Here is a 21,498-nt window from a genome sequence, read left to right as displayed (position 1 = left end):
TCACCCAAGTTGCACGGGCAGATGCCCGTCCACTACCAGACGCGGTGCAGGAAACGCCCGACGAACCCTCTGGCCGAGTTGGGCTTCATGTAACGCTCACCATCCACCACAGGTTGAACCTGCATGGGGCCTTTCTGCTCGATGACCTTGATGGACTTCACCTCGATACGCGCAACAGGACAGTCGTTGGCGTCGACCGGCATGATGGAGATGCGCTGCAGGGTCTCCAAGCCAGACACTACCTGGCCGAAGACAGTGTACTTGCCGTCAATCGCTCCGTAATTGCCCAGCGCCACATAGAACTGAGATCCGTTCGAGCGGCGCTGTGGATTGACCTTGTCAGCACGACGCGCCATGGCCACGGCACCAACGCGATGCGGGCGTTTGATCTCGGCAGGAATCGTTTTGTCCTCACCACCGGTTCCCCATTTCTCGCGTGCCGACTCGTCCGAGGTCAAAGGATCCCCCGTCTGAACAAGAAAGCCTTCGATGGCGCGGTGGAAGGCCAGACCATTGTAATATCCGCTGTCGCAATGATCGATGAAGTTGGCCACGGTCTGCGGCGCATCGTTCGGATACAACTCGATCATGACAGTCTCTTTGGAGCCGCCAAAAGCGATGTCCATCACCGCAATTTTGCGCACCGAATCCTTCGCCCACTGCGAGGGGTCTTCCGGGCGCTGGGCCGGCAGCCGTATGGGACCGGAGGAGGCAAACGAAGAACTGGCCGAAGAGCTGGAGCCACCCGACTTGTCCACTGACTGGAACAGAGACTTTTGAGCCTCTTCCGCCAGCCTTTCGATTTCTGCGGTGGACGCCGCCGCGGGCTTGTCAGGCGCAGGAACCGCCGGCGCAGTGCTCGGCCGAAGTGACTCGGGTGCCTTGATTTGCTGGGCAGTCAGCACGGCATGGAAACCAAAGGCAAGGAGACAGGTCAGGAGCGGGGTCTTCACGTAGTGTTGGCGTTGAAGGGGGGGGATTGAGAAGGATCGATCAGCGCAAGTTTGCGGGAATCGTCGGGCTGATCGGAGCGGCGCTGGGAGATGGAGAGACGACCGGAGCAGGCGCAGGAGCAGCAGGCGCTGATGGAGCGGCGCTCACCGGTGCGGAATACTCGTCCCGGGCATTGTAATGATACTTGAGCTTCGGATTGCCACGTGACTTGCGCGGAGACAGCCCCCAGCTCACATCATAGGCATCCTGCTGCGAAACAGTGGGGTAGCGGGCGTCAACACGTTCAAAGGAACCACAGGAAACCAGAGCAGTCGTGGCGAACAGGGCCGCTAATAATAGGCGCAGGGATGTCATTGTTTTGGCAGGATTGAATTCTTAACCGGCCTCGATACTAGGCGGGTCGGCTTTGACTGGCAAGATCGAAGTCTTCGACCGCCCGATGCGCGTGGCGTTCAGTTTCCCCGGACCAGGCGCACGGCCACATGATCGGTGTCTGGGAGGATGCGTTTGCGCAACTCAATCGTGACGCCTGAGGCCCCGAACTCATTGAGAACGCAGGCCGCCATCTCCGCTGCAAGCGTTTCGATCAGCCTCCGCGGACGTTCGTCCGCGAGTTCTCGAAGCCGCCCGGCAACGGCGGCATAATCAATGGTGGCAGCGATCTCATCCTGCATCGACTCGAACTTCGCCTGGACCCGAATGGCAATGTCTGCCTCCAGTGTCTGGCTGGCGGCGCGTTCATCGTCGGGCACTCCGATGTGCGTGTTTAGGCGCAGGGCGGAGATGCGGATTTCATCAGGCGGGTTCATCGGCGGATCATGACACAAGTCCACGCCGCACGCACTCGTCGATGAGCACCCGCGTGGGAATGTTCAGTTCGATCTGCAGCGCCTCCGCGAGCGGCAGCCACAGGAACTCCTGAGCCTCCTCGTTCAATACCACCCGGGGCCCCTCATCGGCACAGCGCGCGATGTAATTGAGCAGCAGAAAATGCGCGGAACGCTGGAACTCGGGTGGCTCGATGCAGTCCTGAACCATCACGAATTCGATGTCACGCAATGCAAGCCCCGTCTCCTCGGTGATTTCGCGAACGAGCGCGTCCTCGCAGGTTTCCCCGCGTTTGATTTTGCCGCCCGGAATGCCCCAGCGATGGCTCCATTTGTGCGTTCGAATCAGCAGCATTTCGTCGGCTTTGTTTAGAATCAGCGCTCCAACAGTGGAAACCGGGATTGAGTTCACTTGTTCGGCATGTCGGCCCAGTAAAAGGGGCAGCCGGGACAAGTCTGTCACCAGCAGGTCAGGGCCTGCAGTCAAAAGCGCCCCGGCACTCTCGTAGCCGGTGCAGGTGGCAACTGTGAGAACGCCGGCGGCCTTCCCCGCCTCGATGTCATGCCGCATGTCTCCGATGAACGCGGTGTCCTCGGCGCGCATGTCGAGATCGGCGAGCAGCGTGAGAATTTCCGATCGCTTGTCGATGACTCCACAGCGCATGATTTCAAACGCATCTCGCACCCCCAGCGCCCGGGCCTGCGCCTCGACATGCTCCGTGGGGGCGCTGCTCAGCACGACCATGCGCCGCCCTGAGGCTGCCGAGTAACGAATGAATTCCGCAGCATGGGGAAGCAAGGTGACGCCTTCGTGTGCATGCGGAAAATGCTCCAGATAAAGCTGTTGCAATCGCTCCAGCGAAACGCCTGGCAGCATCTCCTCGAAGAATTCCGTGTAGGGCAGCCGAAAACGTGATTTAAACTCCTCCAACGTCAGCGCCGCCTGTCCGGCGGCGCCCAGCATGCCGTTCACGGCACGCAGGACACTGGGCAGGTCATCCGCCAGCGTGCCCGACCAGTCGAACAGGAGATTTCGAATCATGCGCGCGGCGCATTACCTGCGACGAAAGCTTTTTGCAATCGGCGATACCGCCATTCACCGGCGACGACGCCACGCCAGCATTCCCGCCAGCCCCAGCAGCAGGACGCTTCCGGGCTCCGGCACGGGAGTAACCACGAAATCGATGCAGTATTGAATTTGCTCGGAGCCTTCCTGAATCCAGAACGTGTAAGTTCCTGGTCCCAAAGGACCGTCGAATCCGGTGCCACCAAACTCGGGACCGGCATCCAGAATGGCCAGCAGATTGGTATAGGTATTGCCAAATCCGTCCAATTCTTCGGTCCACAAGCCGTTGCTGAGGTGCTGGGAGGGGTCGCTCATGTTGATCGTGCTGGCGTCGTCGATTGCCATGAAGGACTGATTACCTGATGTGGGTGCTGAGTAGCTCACCAAGTTGATCCCCGTCAGGTAGTAGCCGGCCGCGATGGTGAACGTCCAAACATCAGCGTCCACCGGACCTACCCCACCCAAGGCTCCCATCGTGCCCTCAATCAGGTTGTCCCCCTCCGTGAAAAGAATGAAGGTCGGCGCATTGCCGTCACCGGAGAGGTCTCCGTCGTTGAGCTCGTTCCAGTCCAAGGCCCGCATAGTGCCGAAGGGCAATGCGAGGGCCGCGATCAAGATGAAGTGTCGGACTGAAAACATGTTATTATAAATATATAAAATATTATTATTACTGTCAACATTACTTATCATTACCCCAACTCAAACATTCTGGCCCCCCATTTCGGACTCGCCCGTCACCGCTCGAACCTCCATTCTGGTCGGCATGCGCCCGCTGAATTCCCTCCTCTGCCTGCTGCTGGTTCCTTCCTGCGTCCATCTTTTCACCACCCGGGTCGAATACGCGGCCACGTCTCCTGCCCCCGAAGTGGGCGGCAGTGCATTTCGAGCGGAGTTCATGCCTCAGGGCAAAGAGTCTGGCATCGCCCTCAATGCCATGGTGATCGGTGGAGCCGTCGTCGCCGAAGTCGGCCCCTACCAGATGCGGATGCACGCCTTCGGGAAAGAGAGTGATCAGCGGTGGTTTGAAATCAAAAGTCTGCGCCTCAGCAGCAAAGACGGTTTCGAGGCGCCCATGGAACCACGCGGCTTTGAAGGCCGAGCCGAGTTCAAACCGACAGCCACCGCCGGGACCACCCGGGCGAGCCTGCTGCTGGGCCCCTACATACGACTCGATGCCAAAAAACAGCACGACATTGTGATAGACGCCGAAGTGGTGGTCATGCGCCGCGGCGGGCTCTCAAAAGGCCGCCTGCACATGCCGCTGTCTCTGAGTAAAACCCGACGGCGTGACAGCATCTATGTCGTATCCGAGCTCTGGCATGATCTGCGTCATCGTGACAGCATGGAGATCCCCTCCGCGCTGCCACCACCTCCCGAGCATCCCTGATTGGCGGACAGCGCGACTTGGCGCTAGACAGTCCGCCGCCGCTCGTTTCAAATGGCCCCCTGCTGGCCACGAGCCCGCTGTTTCATTCCAACGCAAACCCACAACCACACTCAACATCATGGGCAAAATTCAATTCGGCTCCGAAGTCTACACCTGGTTCATGCAGGGCACGGGCAAAGGTTACGACAACAAACTCGATCACATGATCAAGGTCGCCTCCGAGGCGGGCTTCACCGGCATCGAGCCGATGGTGCTTGAAATCTCCCAGAGCGCCCTCGGCTGCTCCAAGTACTGGCTCGGCCCGCAGATCGACCCGATTAAGATGAAGGACACGCTCCAGCAGTACAACATGAAGCTCTGCGGACTCGCGCTCGTCTGCGCATGGGATGGCGACAACGAGGCTCCGAATGAGAAGGAAGCCGCTGATTTCACGATCAATTACCTCAAGCATTTCCCCGGAGCCATGCTCGGCACCGTCACGCTGCCCTCCGGCCGCACAAATGATCTGCAAAAGCGTCGCCTCAACGTCGCCAAAAATGTCAACGCCGTTTCCCAACGTGCGCACGACGCCGGCCTCGTCTGCTCCTACCACCCGAACTCCCCGCCCGCCTCCCTCGTCCGCACCCAGGAGGACTACGACGTCGTCCTCAGCAGCCTCGACCCGAAGGTCACCGGCTGGACACCCGACGTCGGCCACATCATCCGCGGCGGCATGGACGTCATCGCCACCCTCAACAAGTGGCAGCACCTCGTGAACCACATCCACTACAAGGACTTCTCCGGCAACGGCGCCGAGCCTTGGGCACAGATGGGCACCGGCAAGCTCGACTTCCACAGAATCACCGAGTGGCTCGTCGCCCGCAATTACTCCGGCTGGATCATCTGCGAAGACGAAGCCCACGTCGCCGTCGATGACCCTGATGGCGTCACCAAGCAGAACGGTCAGTGGTGCAAAGACAACCTGCACCCGATCGTCGCGTAAGTTTTCGCAACCAAGGCTTGTGATCCAAATGCCATCCGCTGTAAAAAGCGGGTGGCATTTTTGTTTTGCCGTTCTCTCCCGCTTCCATCCATGCCCGCCGTCCTTTCTTCCCAGGAGAATTCGGTGATCAGACTCCCCAACGGCACCCGCCTGCACCTCAGCTCATCCGACTTCCTCGAAGATGCGGGTTGCATCATCGAGGAGATTTTTCAGGCGCAGGTTTATCGACATCCCGGATTCGACCTCCGTCCCACTGATACCATCATGGATCTCGGCTCCCACGTTGGAGTATTCGCACACTGGGCGGCCCCACAGATCCCCAGCGGGAGAATGATCTGCGTGGAACCCACCTCGTCTGCGGACAGCTTCGAATACAGCCTCGCACAAAACGGCATCACCAACGTTCGTCTTCATCGCTGCGCGGCGGGGCCGCCGTCCAGCACCTTGGAACTGATTGAAGACCGCCGGTTCGCGGGATTAAACCGTTCCCATCAGTTCCAGCCCTCCACATTCATGCATCTGATGCTGGCAATCCAAAACATCAGACAAGCTCGGAAGCAGCTGCACATCTGCCGTGTCCCATGCAGATCGATCGAGGAAATCATGACGAGCGAAAAACTCGATCAATGCGATCTCCTGAAGATGGACTGCGAAGGCGGCGAGTATGCCATCCTCGAGCACACCAGCCGCCACGTGCTGCGACGCTTCAAGCGGATCATGCTGGAGTTTCACCTGTTTCATCCCGGTCATAGCCTTCGCAGGATCGAACACTGCCTCGAAGAGTGCGGCTTCTCATTTCAGGTCAAAAAGAAATGGCTGCACCATCTCCTGAACAGGACCGGAATGATCTGGGCCACGCGCATCGACTGATACCGGGAACCGCGGAAAAACAAGCAAGGCAAAAGGATTGACTTACTTAAGCCGAGTGTTCAGCTTGCCATCCAAGACGGTATGAACTTGAAACTCATCACTCTCGCTTGTGCCCTCGGCGTCCTGACAGCCACAGCCCAGCAGCCGCCGGTTTACCCCGACTCGGAGGCAGCGAATCACATCGGCGAGGAAGCCTCGGTCACCGGCAAAGTCTTCGGTGTTTCCACCTCCAAGACAGGCACGACGTATGTGAATCTCGGCGGCAACTTCCCGCAGCACACTTTCGCGGGGGTCATCTTCGTCAGCAAACAGGCCGATGTGGGCGATGTGAAACAGTACGAAGGCAAGGAAGTCTCCCTCACCGGCCGCATCACGCTCTCTCGAGATGCGAGCAAGAAGCCGCAAATTCTCATCAGCAAACCGGAACAAATCAAACTCACCATCTCAGCCGACAGCGCCCCTGCACCGACGCCTCCCGCAACCACCGCCAATTCGTCCACACCCGACGCAGCCACGCCAATGCCCGCGGCGGCGGCCGCCCCCAAGACGGAAAAGCCCATCTCGGCCACCGTGAACGTCCGGCTCGCCACGGGCTGGAACACTCCGCAGCGCAGCGGCGAAATGACGCGCAAAGATCTCGCCAGACTCTTCGGCACACTAGGCTCTGCCAGCGAATCTACCGCCGCCGATGCTGCGCTCGAAGTGTATCCCGGCATCCCCTTCCTCACGCAGTTGAACACGGTCAAGAAGCTGCTGAAGCTCGAAGGCCTGCAATGCTCCCAGTCCAAGGTTGTCACCGCCGGCCTCCCCTTTGACTCTTTCCGTTCGCATGACTTTTCCGGCATTTTCCCCGGTGGTTATGATCACCTCTGCCTCATCACCGACCACGACGATCAAGTTGTCAGCGTCCTCCTCGTCGATTCCAGTTCCCGTACGCGTGTCACGAACGAGCCCGACAGCACCGGCTACCACACGTACAACTTTGTCTCCGGCACCAGCAAAGGCGCCGCCTACTACGCCATCCGCCATCAGGTCACCCCTCCCAGCACTCCCACCGCCAGCATCGTGGTGGACACGCTGCTCGTCGATCCCACCGATCCCGAAACTCCGACGCAAAGTCGCCCGAAGAAGAAGAGCCCCAGCAAATCCAGCACCTATTCCCAGCCCAAGACCGGCAAGGTGCTCGAACGCTCCCGCTGGTTTGTGCCGCCGCCCCTCGTAAACCTCATCCTGCGCTGCGTCGGCGGGTGACACGGATGCGATGACACTGTCGAACGGAACCGAAGTGCTTCAAAAACATAGTCCCCCGGAAATCGAGACGTTGAGCAAAAAGCTCTCCTCCCCGATTCACACCACCGGACCGGCCACGTCTTTCCATTTGGCGTGCCATTCCTTGAACACGATCGGGGAGATTTCGCTGGGTTTGATCTCACTCCGCCCCCCCCAGAAGACGTTGGTGTACTCGACCGGGATGCCCGTCTCGACGAGGTGCTTGTCGATGGCGGCCTTGTGAGCGAGGACGGTGTCCTTGTCGGTGCCGTGGATGACGCCCATGATGTTGACGTTGGCAAAGCGCTCGCCGCCTTCACGCCAGTAAGCATGCGTCATGATGGGATGACGTCCGACTTCACCGCCGGCGCGTTCTTCCATGCCCTTCGGCACTTTCCAGTGGAAGAGGGCATTGAAGCGGGTGACGCGCTGGCCGGTGGCGCTTGGTTTGACGTGCTCGAGGAAGGTGGAGAAGCGACCAATCACGCCTTTCTCATCGAGCCGCTTGGCGACTTCGCAGAACTTCTCCAAAGTGACGCCCGCATCCTTGGCGCGGCCAGCCCACGGCTCGGGGCCGATTTCCTCGGGCTTGAGATCGCCTTTGAGATTGAGCAGCACATTCCACTCCTCCGCGTCGAGGTCGGCGATGTTCGTGGTCATCATCTTGGCCGGTTCGTCGGCCTTTTCACCGGGCTCCATCGTCTTGCGACGGACGTGGCCGACGCCGAGGGCGAAGATGCCGTGGGCCTGCATGGTGTAGTAGTCGTCGGCGCCGATGAGACGCTTCAGGACGTCGCAGTGGTCGTTGATGTTGCGATCCTGCGGGACCTTGAGCGTGGTCCACAGACGGAAATCACTGCCGCTGACCTCGCGGTCAGTGCTGCGCAGCACGACATGGCCGCTGAAGGGGTCTTGTTTGAAGAGGAAGTCGAAGGCGGCGTCGAGCTTGTCCACGGGGAGCTTCCAGGCGACGAGCGCACCCTCGGCAAGTTTGTTGGCCAGCAGGGTTTGGCGCACGCGGCGGATGACGCCGGCGGCGAGCATGGCGCGGATGCGCTCCACCACGGTGTCAAAGGGCACGCCGCTCTCCTGCGCGATGAACTGGAAGGGATGCTGATGGAAGCCCTTCACCCGGTCCTCGCTGACGGAGAGGATCTGGGCGTTGACGGGATCGGTGTGGTCGGTGGGGAGGGTAACGTCGGACATGATGGCTGAAATCGGGGGATGAGACCCTTAGCGGGCATGGGGAGGAATGCGAGATTTGAAATTTGCGATTTAGCACCCGCCCATTGCGGTCTAGCATGCCCCCATGAACAACCGCAAGCCCACGGCCGCCATGCGCAGGCGCCACAACCTCATCGCCGCATGGCGCGGTGTGGAGGACGGGCCGCTGATGGACCTGCCGACGCTCAAGGTGGGCGACCTCGCCGCTCAAATCATGGCGAAGGCCGGCATGGCCAACCGCGTGAAACTGGAGGACATCCTGGCCGCGTGGGAGGAGATCGTCGGCGCCATGCTGTTTCGCATGACGCGCCCGGATACCTTTGAACGAGGCGTACTGACCGTGCGCCTCATGCAGCCCACCGCCCATCACGCGCTGATGCAGGAGAAGGGCAAGATCCTCAAACGCCTGCAGGAAAAGCTGCCGGCCGCCAAAATTAGAGACGTCCGCTTCCGCCACGGCTGACGAATAAATCATTCCATTGAAATCCCACTCACACGCCGCCCTCATCATCGTCGGTCACGGTTCCACCACGAATCCGGACTCCAGCTCTCCCACGCACCTGCACGCCGACTCGATCCGTCGCCGCGGCCTGTTCCGTGAGGTCGTCTGCTGCTTTTGGAAGGAGGAGCCGAACATGCGCGAGGTCTATGAGATGGTGGACAGCGACGTCATCTACATCGTGCCGAACTTCATCAGCGAAGGCTACTTCTGCCAGCAGGTGCTGCCGCGCGAACTGCGCCTCGACGGCCCGACCACGCATCGCGATGGCAAAACGATCCATTACTGCGATCCGGTGGGCATTCACCCGAACATGACGCGACTGCTCATTCAGCGTGCCGATGAAGTGGCGCCGCATGTGCCACGGGATCAGACCAGCCTCGTCATCGTCGGCCATGGCACGAGCCTGAACGAGAACTCCACCAAGGCCATTCAGGATCAGGTGGCGCTCATTCGCGCCGGGCACTACGGCTTTGCCGAAGTGATCGACGCTTACATGGAGGAGGCGCCATTCGTCGCCGAGTGGGCAAAGCTCACCACTGCACCGAACGTCGTCGTCGTGCCGTTCTTCATCGCCGACGGCCTGCACAGCTTTCAGGACATCCCGGTGCTGCTCGGCATGCGCGAAGAAGTGGGAGCCGCGCTCAGCGAGATCGGCGTCTTCCACCAGAACCCTCACGAGCTTCAGGGCCGCCAGGTGTATTACAGCGGCGCAATCGGCACTGAACCGCTCATGGCGGACGTGATTCTCGATCAGGTGAACGATTTCGACGCGAAGCATCAGGTGACTGACAAGATCGGAATGCCGAATGACGAGGTGAAGTCGTCCCTGGCCTTCTGGTTGAACTCAGGCCTCGATGAGATCGGCGAGATCGTCATCACCACCAACGCCGATGGCTCCTACTCGCTCTGCCACATTGCCGATCGTGGCAAAGAGGACCTGCAAGTCCACCACGAGGCGCATGACGCCCTCTTCATTGCCCGCAACGATGCCAGCGGCACCTTCCGCCCGCTGCATTCCGCGCCGACCTTGAATCGTGGCTGGCGGCTTGATCTCACCGACCTCGACGAACTGCGCCTGGCCCTCGATTTCTTCTACCCCGCCGCCATCGGCATGGCGCGTGCGCTGGAACGGGAAAAACTCGCCGCCGTGCCGCTGCGCGAAATGCTCGGCCGCCAGACCGGCATGTATCGCTTTGCGAACACCATCACCGACGAGCAGGCGCATGCGATGATCGGAAAATGCTGCGCCAATGAAAAATGCCTCCGCCGCATTCTCTGGCCGCTCACCTCCACGCAGCCGATGGCGAACGAAGCCGCGTCCAAAACGCAGCCGAATCACGCCCCGAACGCGATTCCCCTGCTCTGCATCGAGGCCTGCACGCATGTCGTCTCCGCCGCACGCAAGATCGCCCGTCAGAATCATGAGGCGAATCAGCCCAAGAGTGCGGATTGACAAGCCTCCCCCGCCATCTTATCCCGCCCCATGCGCATCCGCACATTCAAAGGTCTCGTTCCCGCCCCGAAATTCGCCCCCGAAGTCGCCGCCGTTCCCTACGACGTGGTGAATCGTGAAGAAGCCGCCGCCCTGGCCAAAGGCAAGCCCAACAGCCTGCTGCATGTGGACCGCGCCGAGATCGACCTCGATCCTGAAATCGATCCGTATTCCGCCCCGGTCTATGCCAAGGCCAAGGAAAGCTTCCTGCGCATGCAGAAAGAGGGCGTACTCGTCCGCGAGGCAAAGCCCACGATGTATCTCTACCGCCAGACCATCGCCGGCCACAGCCAGACCGGGCTCGTCACCGTCTGCCACACCGAGGACTACGAGAAGGACATCATCAAGAAGCACGAGAAGACGCGTCAGGACAAAGAGGACGACCGCACCAACCTCGTGGACACGCTCGACGCGAACACCGGCCCCATTTTCCTCACCTACCGCGAACGTGCCGGCATCAGCGCCTTGATTGAGAGCTTCATGAAGGCCGAACGGCCCATCTATGATATCAATGCGCCCGACGGCGTGCGTCATCAGGTCTGGCGTCTCTCGCTCGGTCTCTGTGTGTCATTGACCAGCCTGTTCGAAAGCCAGGTGCCCTGCGCCTACGTGGCCGACGGCCATCACCGCGCCGCCAGCGCCTTCCGCGTGAGCCAGCTCCGCCGCAAAGCCAATCCGAACCACACCGGCGAGGAAAACTACAACTGGTTCCTCTGCGTGCTCTTCCCCGGCAACGAGCTCAAAATCCTGCCTTATAACCGTGCGGTGAAGGACCTGAACTGCAACGACCGCGAGGAGTTCCTCAAGAAGGTCGGCGAAGTCTTCACGATCAAGCCCACCACGCTGAAATCTCCCACGAAGCCAGGCCAGTGCTGCATGTATCTCAAGGACCAGTGGTATGAGCTGACCTGGGAACCGGCCAAGGATGCCAGCCCGATCGACCAGCTTGATGTCAGCATCCTGCAGGACCGCCTGCTCAAGCCGATCCTCGGCATCGACGATCCGCGCACCAGCAAGCGCATCGATTTCATCGGCGGCATCCGTGGCACGGCGGAGCTGGAAAAACTCGTGAACACCAAGGAGCACACCGTGGCCTTCTCCATGTTCCCGACCACCGTCAGCCAGCTCATGGCCATCTCCGATGTCGGCCAGATCATGCCACCGAAAAGCACGTGGTTTGAGCCGAAGCTGCGCTCCGGTTTGTTCATCAACACGCTGGAGGGCTGATCACTCCACCCACAGCTTCTTCGCCTTGCGGCGCAGGTGCTTGTCGTGAGGCAGATTGATCTTGGCTGCGCCATCAGGTGCGAGCATCGACATCGCGGCTTCAATGTCGTCATTCTCGATGCCCGGCAGCTCCATCACTTCGCGAAACCAAAGTGCGAACACACGCGACAGAACGGCGGGATGAAGGGCGAGCAGCTCCTTGGTGATGGACAGAGAGCGATCCTCATTCACTGCCAAGGGAGCAGTTAAGAACGCAAAGGCCTGACGCTGCAGGCAGTCGTCATCCTGTTCGGCCAGCGATCCCAGCCGGACCACCTGCGGCACGACGTCGCGGGCGAAAATGTCATTGAGCAACGGCAGGGCCTCATGCCGCAGACGGTTGCGTCGATGTTTCAGCGACTGATTGCTCGAATCCTCGCGAAACTTCAGGCGCTTGGATCTCAAATACGCGTCGATCTCACTGCGTCGCACCTGCAGCATGGGACGAACGAGGTGCAGGCCGGAATCCAGCCGCTGTACCGCATGCATGCCCGCCAGACCGGCCAGACCTGTGCCGCGGCACAGGTTTGCCAGAATCGTCTCCGCCTGATCCTCTGCATGATGGGCCACCAGCACGACCCAGACGTCGTGCTTCTCGGCCATGCGCAGCAGAAACGCATGCCGGGCCTCGCGTGCCGCCGTTTCGGTCGAGATGCGGCGTTTTTCCGCCAGCGCGGCCACATCCACCTCCTCGATCTCGCATTTCAGCTCGTGTTTCTTCGCCAGACGCCGCACAAAGGCCGCGTCTCCCGTCGATTCCATGCCGCGCAGGCCGTGGTTCAGGTGGCAGAGGATAAGATTCGTGAATCCCGCCTCCCGCATCAAATGCAGCAGCGCCACCGAATCCCGCCCCCCGGAAATCGCCAGAAGGACCGGTTCGGTCGGTTCACAGGCGGAGGGGATGGCGAGGGCGATCGGAGCTTGTGGCATGCAGATGAGGAGTGAAGCAGGCGGAAATGCCCGCATCACTAGGCCTTGGCATCGTTGCTGACAAGTCGTCATCCCTCCTTGCGGTGAGCCGTGGTTTCGACACCTTGCCCGCCCTTTTCCCATCATGGCCTCCAAAACAACCACCCCTGGCATCTGTTATCTCGTCGGCGCCGGTCCCGGCGATCCCGGACTTCTCACGCTCAAGGGCAAGGAATGCATCGAGGCCGCCGACGTGCTCGTTTACGACTACCTCTGCAACCCCGCGCACCTGCGCTATGCCAAGGAGGGTGCGGCAAGCATCTACGTCGGCAAAAAAGCGGGCGACCACACGCTGTCACAGGAGGAGATCAACAAGCTCATCGTCAAACTCACCACCGAAGGCAAAACGGTCACGCGCCTGAAGGGCGGCGATCCGGTGCTGTTCGGACGCGGTGCCGAAGAAGCCGCCGAGCTCCATGAAGCGGGCGTGAAGTTCGAAATCGTTCCAGGCATCACCTCCGCCATTGCCGGACCGGCCTATGCGGGCATTCCGGTCACGCATCGTTCGCACGCGTCCCAGCTCACCATTTTCACCGGCCACGAAGATCCCACGAAGCCCGACACTTCGCTCGACTATGCCAAGCTCGCGCAGGCGGACGGCACCAAGGTGTTCCTCATGGGCGTCGAGCGCATCGAAGAGATCACCGCGCAGTTTTTGAAGCACGGCGCGAAGCCGGAAACCCCCGTCGCTCTCGTTCGTTGGGCTACCCACAGCCATCAGCAGACACTCGTCGGCACGCTGGCAGACATCGCCGCCAAGGTGAAGGCCGCAGGTTTCAAAGCGCCCGCCGTCGCCATCATCGGAGACGTCGTAACCGAGCGTCCGCAGTTGAACTGGTTTGAAGATCGTCCGCTGTTTGGCAAAAAAATCGTCGTCACCCGCACGCGGGCGCAGGCCAGTGTACTGAGCAAACAGCTCGCAGCCCTTGGAGCCGACGTCATCGAGCTTCCCACCATCCGCATCGCGCCGGTGGAAGATCAGCTGTCCTTCGGCGAACTCGTGCAGGACTGCCATACCTACGACTGGATCATCTTCACCAGCCCGAACGGCGTGGATGCCTTCTTCACCATGTTCGACAAGCTCTACAACGACGCCCGCAGCATCGGCGGCGTGCGCATCGCCTGCATCGGACCAGGAACGGCGGAAAAGATCAAGGCCCGCCATCTCGCGGTCGATCTGATGCCCGACAAGAAGAACTACGTCGCCGAAGGCCTCGTCAAAGCCTTCAAAGACCATCAGGACATGGAGAACATCAAAGTTCTCTGGGTCCGCGCCGAAGAGACGCGCGAGATCGTGGCTAACGAACTCACTGGCATGGGTGCCATCGTCGATGAATGCATCGCCTACCGCACCATCGCCGAAACCGAGGACAACCTTGAAGCCCTCGCCCGCCTCAAGGCCGAAGGCGCTGACATGATCACCTTCACGAGCGCCTCAACCGTCGATCACTTCCTCAATCTCAAAGTCCCGCTGCCCGAAGGCATCAAAATCGCCAGCATCGGCCCCATCACCAGCGCCGCCATCAAAGAACACGGCCTCAAGGTCGATGTCGAAGCCAAGGAGAACAGCATCCCAGGACTCGTGGCGGCGGTGGAGAAGTTTTGGAAGTAAGTCCGAGGCATCTACGCCATCAGCCCATGCCGCTTGCGAGCCGACTAAACATCGACTCCGCCCCCGACTTCTTCACCCCTCATTCTTCCGACTCGTCATCACCGTCACCACAAGGATGAAGAAACACATGACGACGGAGAACAGCGGAAACTGCAGAGCTGCAGGAAGGCTGTAAACGAGGACGAGCGCGGGGATCCAGATGAGCCAGTTGGTGAGGAGCACGGTGGGGCAGGTGCGGGTCCAGAACTCACGGTTGAGCGTGGGGCGCGTGCGCGCCCACGAACCGCCCATCTCCACCCAGCGCAGGGCGACCACATAAGTGGGCACAAACCAGACCGGGCTCATGATGAACTGGTCCACGAGAACTTTTTTCACCAGCGTGACTGCGTCGTGACCATCACCGAAAAGCCAGCCCTGAAGATGATAAAACAGGTCGATCTCCATGCCGCGATAACCCCAGAACAGCATGAGCAAGAGGAGGCGTTTCCAGCGGCTCTCCTTCGGCAGCGTTCCCATCGCCAACTGAATGCCGGTGGGCATGATGGCCGCGGCGAACATCGTCGAGACACAGGAGAAGGCGAACGACCAGTGCGTCTTGAACGTGCCCACCGATTCCCAGAATCCCGCCAGATCCGGCACCTGATAGTAGCTGACCACCAGAGCCACGGCGAACAGGTTCAGCACGAGGCATGGCGTCCGGTTCTTCCGAAACACGCCCCCGATGGTGGCAAGAATGCCGGGAGCAGGAGTTTCAGAAGCAGGCATGGCGGGAGCGGGGGAAGATCACCCGCTTACTGATCGGCACCAAAGAACTTTTTCCGCAGTTCATTGCCGGCACCACGCTCGGTGAGGTCCAGAAGGCCCTGATTGAGTCGTTCGCGCAGGGCGCTGTCCTGCTGAAGGGCGAAGGCGTAGTTCTGACGCTCGAACACGGGACCCACCATCTGCAGCTTTTCGTCATTCAGCTTCGCTGCCTCGTATTGCAGCACCGGAGCGTCATAAACGACCGCCTGCACGTCGCCGCTCTTGAGCGCAATGACGCATTCGCCCGGTGTGGCGAGAGGAACCACCTTCGCTCCTTTGGCCGTGAGCCAGGTTTCCGCCGTGCTGCCTTTGACCGTGGCCACCTTGCGTCCCGGAAGATCGCCGGGGCCGTTGATGTCGCCCTTGAGCGAATTCACCGTGAGCGTGGTGGTGAAGGAAGCAGTGAGCAAAGAAACGAGCACGATGCTCAACAGCATCCAAACAATGGCAATGATGCGGCCGCCAACTCCGACGGGACCTTTGTTGTCCGCGCCGCCGACGAGCAGAGTGCTGATGGTCCACCAAAAAGACTCCCACATGCCTGCCTTGTAGTCCTCGGGCCACATGTCGCTGTTCACCTTGTGCTCGTAGCGCCAGACGAGATGCGAGATGATGAACATCGTGATCATGAGCAGTGCGAAGGCACCGATCAGTTGGAGATTGAAGAGGTTGGAGATGAGGGAGAAGATGTTGTCCGCAAAACTTCCGCTGGAGCCCGCCACGAGCACCTGCAGACCGGATTCATAGAACGGCTGCGAGAAGTCGATGACCGCTTCGCGCTTGGCCGTGACACTGATGGCTCCGACACCGACATCCGCCGTTTTGTTTTTCAACGCATCGATGATCTCCTGCGCGGTGGCCACGACCTGCACTTCGTAGTCCAGTTTCGTTTCACGGGCAAGCTGCTCCCACAGTTCCGCCGCATAGCCGACGCGGCGTCCGTCCTTTTCAAAGGAGAACGGTTCAAGATTGCGGGTGACGACACGGACCTTGCCGGTTGCATCCTGTGCAGCGGCCTGCGGGACAAAACTGATCAAGGAAACAGCAGCAAAAAGCAGGAGATGTATGCGCATGAGAGAGGGTGCGGCGACAGTGTCGTGCGCCAATGATCCGTCAACGTAATCCCTAAATTTTGGCAGCTTGCGGCGCCTGATACCCCGCCCATTCATGCCGCATGACCGCCGAATCGTTCCACCAGATCACCGCCCACGGGGCCGCTGCCAATCTCTCCGCCCGCGCTAAGTTCCGGCTCACGGGCGCGGACCGGGTGCGTTACCTGAACGGGCAGGTCACCAACGATGTGCGCCGGACGAAATCAGACGAAACGATCTACGCCTGCGTGACGGATGCGAAAGGCCGCATCGCTGCCGATGTGTTTGTGCATTCGACGGCCGACGCACTGCTGCTGGATGCGGAACCGGATCTGCGCGAAGCGCTGGGCATGCGATTGGAGCGCTACATCGTCGCGGATGATGTGGAACTGACTGACGTGACGGACGACTGGCAGCTCTGGCATGTCTTTGGCGATGCATCTACTCAGGGCCTGCGCTCGACACGATTCGGCATCGAGGGATGTGATGTGTGGCTGCCTGCTGGAGAAACTTTCGAGTCTCCCTGTCCCGTCCTGACTGAGGAAGATCTCGAAACCTGGCGTGTCCTCCAAAAGGTGCCGCGCTGGCCGAACGAACTGAACGCCGACACCTTCCCGCCTGAAGCCGGGATCACCGGTCGTGCGATGGATTTTGCCAAAGGCTGCTACATCGGTCAGGAGGTGCTCTCACGCATCAAAACGACCGGAAAGATGCCGCGCGAACTCATGGCGTGGGCAGCGGAAGCACCGCTGACGGCAGGCACCGAGATTCTAAATACCGAAGGCAAGGCGGTTGGAACAATCACTAGCGTCGCCATCCATCCGGAAACCGGAGACGGCATCGGGCTGGCATTCGTGCGACAGGGAACGCCGCAGATTGCGCTAACCGCGTCCGGCGTCAGTCTGAAGCAGCGCTGATCAGTGCGCAGGCCGCAGGTCAAAGCATGCCAGCTTGTCCTTCTGCCGCACGATGAGACGACCATTCGCGATTGCGGGCGAAGAGCAACCCATCGCCTCCGTCTTGGCACGGCCCAGCACCTCATAGGCGCTGTTGGTGGCCTTGATCATGCGCACGTGCGTGCCATTGTTCTCATAGACGAGCAGCTTGCCATCCACGAGCAGCGGAGAGGTTATGGTGCTGTTGATCTGGTTTTCGACCCACTTCACCTTCCCTGTTTCAAGATCGACACATTGATGCTTCTCACCGCAGCAGAGGTACACATTGCCTTCATAAATGATGGGGCTGCCGGTGTAACGGCGCGTCACCCAGAAGTGTGACCAGGCAGCCTTCGGCGTGCCGTCAGCCTGCATCTTGTAGGCACGCAGCCCGACACCTTCCGTGCCGCTGTAAAGAACCAGCCAGTCGCCACTGGCCACCGGCGTGCTCTGACTGCCGCCTTCCGCTTTCCACTTCACCGCACCGGTCTCAGGATCGACTCCGTAAAGCGCGTTGTTGCCATTGATGACGAGGACGGGCTTCCCATTCGTCGGCACCCACCATGTAGGACTGGCGACGTTGCCTTTGGCCTCCTTTTGCTCCCAAAGGAGCTTGCCGTCATCTTTGGAAAACGCACAGGTCGCTCCGGCAGCCATATACACGCGATCACCCACGACAAGCGGTGACGCAGCGGGGCCTTTTAAAGACAGAGGCGCGATCCACACCTGCTTGCCGTCGGTTTCGTTTACGCAGATCAAATCGCTGCTCAGCGCAGCATACACCTTTCCATCAACTACGGCGCAGGTGCTGGAAGACTGACGCCCGCTCGGCTTGCCGGGCTTCGTGTATTTCCAGATCTGCTTCCCAGTGTTCAGGTCGAGGCAAAGAATCACATCCTGCGCGACCTTCACGGTGTTCGGCACCACGGCGATCATCTTCTCCTTCACTTCCGGCGGAAAGCCCTCATTATCGAGCCACTTGGCGTACGCTTCGGCATTCGGAAACGGCTTGCCCTGTTTGCCAGACATTTTGTCGAGCCACTCGAGCGCAATGGCGGTTTTTCCCGCCTTGAAACGCGAAGTCACCCAGGAACCAATGTTGATCTCTTCCTTCTCCGTGAGGTTGTCCTTTCGCCACTGCGTCACCCATTCATCGAATTTTTCGCCGCGAAGTTTGGGCAGGTTCATGCGCGTTTCCTCAAGCTTCTTGGCGAGCTCCGGCGAAGTGCCGCGGTAGTTGAGCTGCTGCATCACCTCCGTGTCGATCTCACGAGTTTCAGACGGCACCCGCTCATGCCAGACCACGCTGAGAAACACTCGCTCCCCGCTGACCACCGGGCTGCCGTGACCGCCGTACTCGTTGCTGGGAATGAATTCACTCTCCCAAAGTTTTTTGAGTCCCTCGGTGGGGAAAGCTTCAGCGATCGGAGTCGTGTCCTGCGAAACGCCATTGCGCTCCGGTCCGCGCCACTGATTCCAGTCACCAGCAATGGCAGCTGAGTAAAGAAGCAGGGCCGGAAATGCGAGCAAAGTATATTTCATGAGCGTCGGTTAACGCTGGCTGCTTCCGCGAAGTTTCATCCGCCAGTCCACAGATACATCTGGTAAAGGGACAGGGGCGGGCTGCTTCCCCTCCAGTTCACACGTTCACTCATCCACAACGCCTCCCCCCCCGCCTCCCAACGCATGTCAACGGCCCAGTCCCTCAGGCCCGTTTGAACCACGTTCCTTCCCTCTCAAATGCAGTTTCCCGGATGAAGAAAAACCTTGCGATTTACGGCCAAGTCCGGACCGGTTTCGTGGGTCGATCGACCTACCTTCGAGAAAATTTCGACACCATGTCCGACACTGATCGCCCCAACATCGAGATCAAATCCGCTGGCTGCAAAGGCCAGGGCGTATTCGCAACTCGGGCCCTGCCACGTGGCTGCCACATCTACACACTCAGCGGCCGCCGCATGACGTTGCTGCAAATCGTCGTCGGCATAGTCGCATCCAAAATCCGCAATGACGACCCCCTTCAGATTGGCAGGTTTTTGTACCTCGATCTCGATGCCATCTCGAACAAGTTTAATCACAGCTGCGATCCGAACTGCGCGATAATGCGCGATTCCGATCTCGTGACGCGGCGCGACATCATGGCAGGCGAGGAGTTGACCTTTGACTATTCTCTCACCGTTCGCCCGTCCTTCTATTCGTGGATGTGGCATATGAGCTGTCAGTGCGGCAGCGTGCGTTGCCGGAAACGGATTGGCGACATCTCTTCCGTGCCTCACAACCAGGTTGAAGAAAGTGCTTCAGACGGACTTTTGCAGAACTACATGATCGAGCATCTCTCAAAAACAAAGAAGTCACATGGATAAGCAGATGTTGGCCATGCGGATACATTTTTAGAATCAGATCCACCTCACAAACGGCCATGACCAATATCTCAAAGATAGCGTACGCCAGGCCTTAACCTGCCATCCCCCATCAAAGACCACAGCTACATCCTGCCTGGCAACGATACCGGCATTCTTCTTCTGCACGGTCTGAATGGCACACCGTTCGAAATGCGCGCCCTCGCCGATGCTCTTTATGCCCGTGGCTATACTGTTTCTGTTCCCCAACTCGCCGGCCACTGCGGCACTTTTGATGACCTCAGAAAAACTTGCTGGCGCGACTGGGCACGTTCAGCCGAGAATGCACTGCTTGACCTTGAGAAGCGCTGCGCGACGATCATCGTCGGTGGTCTCTCCGCAGGCGCCATCCTCAGCCTGTATCTCGCCAGCCAGCACCCCCTCCTTGTCAACGCCATCGCGCTTTACGCTCCCACACTGTGGCTAAGCGGCTGGGCGATACCGTGGTACGCGCGCATTTTCCGTCTCGTCCATATGCGGTCATTTGCCAACCTGATCCCTTTCCCCGATCTGCCAACGCACGGCATCAAGGATCCGGAAATCCGGGACAAAGTCCAGTCCGCCATCCTGAGCGGCGACAGCGCCATCGCAGGTACAGCGTCCACGCCCGGCAGCTCCGTTCTCGAACATCGCCGCCTCGTCAACAGCGTGCTCAGACGTCTCAACGTCATCACCCAGCCGACACTGATCATCCACTCGCGCGAGGACGACTATGCCGGTCCCGACAACGCCGCCTACCTCATCCGCCATCTGCGCTCCGAGGTCGAAACACTCACGCTCAACGACAGCTATCACATCATCACGTCCGACCGGCAGCTGCCGCGCGTCATTGAAAAGTCACTGGAATTCTTCGCCCGTATCAGTTGCGAAAACGCCGAAGCCTATCAGCCACCGTGCATCACACGTGCACCAACCGCGGACTAGCTCGTCACAAGGGAGCCCCACTCCTCTGAAGGGATTGCACGATGAGTTGCTCCGTCACAGGGTGGTACGCAGGGAGGGGATCGAACCCTCGACCAATTGGTTAAAAGCCAACTGCTCTACCGCTGAGCTACCTGCGCATTTCCCGAAGGGGGCGGGTATGTATTCACAGGAGGGGCCAGTGCAAGCCGGAATATGCCCCGGTGCGGACTTTCTGCACCAGGACGTCGAGGCCGTTCTCGGGCCGCTTGACATGAAACGACGGAATTCTGCTGTCCTCAGCACCTTCCAAATCGCATCTCACATCATCTCCGACGTGCAGGCAGTGGTCGGGCGGGCTGTCCGCCGCTTTAAGTGCCGCCTGAAACATGCGAGGATGGGGTTTCGCGGCACCAACCTCACTGGAGATGATCACCCGCTCAAAGAATGACAGCAAGCCGTGCCCGGCCAGAATATCGCGCAGTCGCCGGTCAAAGTTCGACAGTACCAGCAGCCGATGATCGACCGCGAGGTCGCTCAAAGCAGGCACAACATCGTCAAACACACTCCAAGCCTCGGGCTGAGCGTAGTGGAAATAAAGTTCGTCAAAAAGTCCTGAGAGCGTGCTCTCCGGAAGGGGCTGGCCAAGAGCTCTGAGAAACACAGCGCCCACAAGACTGCGCCACCACTCCCGATCATCATCGTCAGCCGTCCGGCCCACAGGATACAAAGGCGGCGAAGTTGCCTTCCATACCTCGCGAAACGCCCCCATCACGCCCTCCGGTTTCACCAGGACACCATGCCGGGCCGCAAAATGCGCATATGTGCTTCCTACCGGTTCCGCAGGGCTGATCAAGGTGCCTGCTGCATCGAAAAACACCGTCTTGAGTGGCATGATCAGATCAAAAAAAACGGGAGCGGTCTCGCGACCGCTCCCGCATGAAATCAT

At 59.8% G+C, this 21,498-nt stretch carries 22 protein-coding genes and 1 tRNA gene; 11 read left to right on the top strand and 12 right to left on the bottom strand.

Annotation, left to right across the window (positions count from 1 at the left end; genetic code table 11):
* Positions 1-32: 32 nt before the first annotated feature.
* From KDL09_RS09085 to KDL09_RS09065, 5 genes are all read right to left on the bottom strand, one after another.
* Positions 33-953 (bottom strand): peptidylprolyl isomerase, encoded by a 921-nt coding sequence (locus KDL09_RS09085; protein ID WP_294384095.1) that lies wholly within the window; start codon positions 951-953, stop codon positions 33-35.
* A gap of 40 nt (positions 954-993) precedes the next feature.
* Positions 994-1,308, bottom strand: coding sequence for a hypothetical protein (locus KDL09_RS09080; protein ID WP_294384094.1), 315 nt, complete (start codon positions 1,306-1,308; stop codon positions 994-996).
* A gap of 98 nt (positions 1,309-1,406) precedes the next feature.
* Positions 1,407-1,763, bottom strand: coding sequence for a dihydroneopterin aldolase (locus KDL09_RS09075; RefSeq protein WP_294384093.1), 357 nt, complete (start codon positions 1,761-1,763; stop codon positions 1,407-1,409).
* A gap of 7 nt (positions 1,764-1,770) precedes the next feature.
* Complete coding sequence (locus KDL09_RS09070) at positions 1,771-2,823, bottom strand: NUDIX domain-containing protein (protein WP_294384092.1); 1,053 nt, start codon at positions 2,821-2,823, stop codon at positions 1,771-1,773.
* A gap of 54 nt (positions 2,824-2,877) precedes the next feature.
* Complete coding sequence (locus KDL09_RS09065; RefSeq protein WP_294384091.1) at positions 2,878-3,486, bottom strand: PEP-CTERM sorting domain-containing protein; 609 nt, start codon at positions 3,484-3,486, stop codon at positions 2,878-2,880.
* A gap of 124 nt (positions 3,487-3,610) precedes the next feature.
* Between KDL09_RS09065 and KDL09_RS09060 the strand changes: the two genes are divergently transcribed.
* The 4 genes from KDL09_RS09060 (at position 3,611) to KDL09_RS09045 (ending at position 7,337) form a co-directional block, all read left to right on the top strand.
* Positions 3,611-4,234: a hypothetical protein gene (locus KDL09_RS09060; protein ID WP_294384090.1), complete on the top strand. Its 624-nt coding sequence runs from the start codon at positions 3,611-3,613 to the stop codon at positions 4,232-4,234.
* 118 nt (positions 4,235-4,352) lie between these two features.
* Positions 4,353-5,216, top strand: a complete 864-nt coding sequence (locus KDL09_RS09055) for a sugar phosphate isomerase/epimerase family protein (RefSeq protein WP_294384088.1) — start codon at positions 4,353-4,355, stop codon at positions 5,214-5,216.
* 90 nt (positions 5,217-5,306) lie between these two features.
* A complete protein-coding gene (locus KDL09_RS09050) occupies positions 5,307-6,086 on the top strand; it encodes an FkbM family methyltransferase (protein WP_294384086.1) in 780 nt (259 codons plus the stop codon).
* 81 nt (positions 6,087-6,167) lie between these two features.
* Positions 6,168-7,337 carry a hypothetical protein gene (locus KDL09_RS09045; RefSeq protein ID WP_294384084.1) on the top strand — a complete coding sequence of 390 codons (1,170 nt, stop codon included), beginning with the start codon at positions 6,168-6,170 and terminating at the stop codon, positions 7,335-7,337.
* A gap of 96 nt (positions 7,338-7,433) precedes the next feature.
* Here the strand turns inward: KDL09_RS09045 and KDL09_RS09040 are convergent, their stop codons facing one another.
* Entirely contained in the window at positions 7,434-8,561 is a 1,128-nt protein-coding gene (locus tag KDL09_RS09040) for an Lrp/AsnC family transcriptional regulator (protein ID WP_294384081.1), read from the bottom strand.
* Positions 8,562-8,664: 103 nt separating this feature from the next.
* Here KDL09_RS09040 and KDL09_RS09035 point away from each other — a divergent pair, with 103 nt between their 5' ends.
* Genes KDL09_RS09035 through KDL09_RS09025 form a run of 3 tightly spaced genes read left to right on the top strand, consistent with a single transcriptional unit; the run spans position 8,665 to position 11,800 of the window.
* Complete coding sequence (locus KDL09_RS09035) at positions 8,665-9,042, top strand: DUF721 domain-containing protein (RefSeq protein ID WP_294384080.1); 378 nt, start codon at positions 8,665-8,667, stop codon at positions 9,040-9,042.
* Positions 9,043-9,058: 16 nt separating this feature from the next.
* Entirely contained in the window at positions 9,059-10,534 is a 1,476-nt protein-coding gene (locus tag KDL09_RS09030; protein WP_294384079.1) for a CbiX/SirB N-terminal domain-containing protein, read from the top strand.
* 30 nt (positions 10,535-10,564) lie between these two features.
* Positions 10,565-11,800: a DUF1015 family protein gene (locus tag KDL09_RS09025; protein WP_294384078.1), complete on the top strand. Its 1,236-nt coding sequence runs from the start codon at positions 10,565-10,567 to the stop codon at positions 11,798-11,800.
* Here the strand turns inward: KDL09_RS09025 and tilS are convergent, their stop codons facing one another.
* Positions 11,801-12,769, bottom strand: a complete 969-nt coding sequence (gene tilS / locus KDL09_RS09020; protein ID WP_294384076.1) for a tRNA lysidine(34) synthetase TilS — start codon at positions 12,767-12,769, stop codon at positions 11,801-11,803. It lies immediately after the preceding gene.
* A gap of 124 nt (positions 12,770-12,893) precedes the next feature.
* On the opposite strand from tilS, the gene cobA reads away from it, so the two are divergent.
* Positions 12,894-14,420, top strand: coding sequence for a uroporphyrinogen-III C-methyltransferase (cobA, locus tag KDL09_RS09015; protein ID WP_294384075.1), 1,527 nt, complete (start codon positions 12,894-12,896; stop codon positions 14,418-14,420).
* A gap of 72 nt (positions 14,421-14,492) precedes the next feature.
* Here the strand turns inward: cobA and KDL09_RS09010 are convergent, their stop codons facing one another.
* Positions 14,493-15,185 (bottom strand): hypothetical protein, encoded by a 693-nt coding sequence (locus KDL09_RS09010; protein WP_294384073.1) that lies wholly within the window; start codon positions 15,183-15,185, stop codon positions 14,493-14,495.
* Between the two features lie 26 nt (positions 15,186-15,211).
* A complete protein-coding gene (locus KDL09_RS09005) occupies positions 15,212-16,297 on the bottom strand; it encodes a transporter substrate-binding domain-containing protein (RefSeq protein ID WP_294384071.1) in 1,086 nt (361 codons plus the stop codon).
* A 101-nt stretch (positions 16,298-16,398) separates the two neighbouring features.
* Between KDL09_RS09005 and KDL09_RS09000 the strand changes: the two genes are divergently transcribed.
* Positions 16,399-17,232, top strand: a complete 834-nt coding sequence (locus KDL09_RS09000; RefSeq protein WP_294384070.1) for a hypothetical protein — start codon at positions 16,399-16,401, stop codon at positions 17,230-17,232.
* On the opposite strand, the gene KDL09_RS08995 is transcribed toward KDL09_RS09000, so the two are convergent.
* Positions 17,233-18,792: a PQQ-binding-like beta-propeller repeat protein gene (locus KDL09_RS08995; RefSeq protein ID WP_294384068.1), complete on the bottom strand. Its 1,560-nt coding sequence runs from the start codon at positions 18,790-18,792 to the stop codon at positions 17,233-17,235. It abuts the gene before it with no gap.
* A gap of 296 nt (positions 18,793-19,088) precedes the next feature.
* Between KDL09_RS08995 and KDL09_RS08990 the strand changes: the two genes are divergently transcribed.
* Together KDL09_RS08990 and KDL09_RS08985 are read left to right on the top strand one after the other, a co-directional pair.
* On the top strand, positions 19,089-19,613 hold the full coding sequence (locus KDL09_RS08990; protein ID WP_294384067.1) for an SET domain-containing protein: 525 nt from the start codon (positions 19,089-19,091) through the stop codon (positions 19,611-19,613).
* Between the two features lie 96 nt (positions 19,614-19,709).
* Positions 19,710-20,573, top strand: coding sequence for an alpha/beta fold hydrolase (locus KDL09_RS08985; protein ID WP_345781084.1), 864 nt, complete (start codon positions 19,710-19,712; stop codon positions 20,571-20,573).
* A 62-nt stretch (positions 20,574-20,635) separates the two neighbouring features.
* Here the strand turns inward: KDL09_RS08985 and KDL09_RS08980 are convergent.
* Positions 20,636-20,710, bottom strand: a tRNA-Lys gene (locus KDL09_RS08980).
* A gap of 26 nt (positions 20,711-20,736) precedes the next feature.
* Positions 20,737-21,444 carry an HAD-IA family hydrolase gene (locus tag KDL09_RS08975; RefSeq protein ID WP_294384065.1) on the bottom strand — a complete coding sequence of 236 codons (708 nt, stop codon included), beginning with the start codon at positions 21,442-21,444 and terminating at the stop codon, positions 20,737-20,739.
* Positions 21,445-21,498: the final 54 nt, after the last annotated feature.

It is taken from the genome of Prosthecobacter sp., assembly GCF_020439865.1.
GTDB lineage: Bacteria > Verrucomicrobiota > Verrucomicrobiia > Verrucomicrobiales > Verrucomicrobiaceae > Prosthecobacter.
Note: the sequence above shows the minus strand (reverse complement) of the source record. Positions and strands in the feature narration are given on the sequence as shown.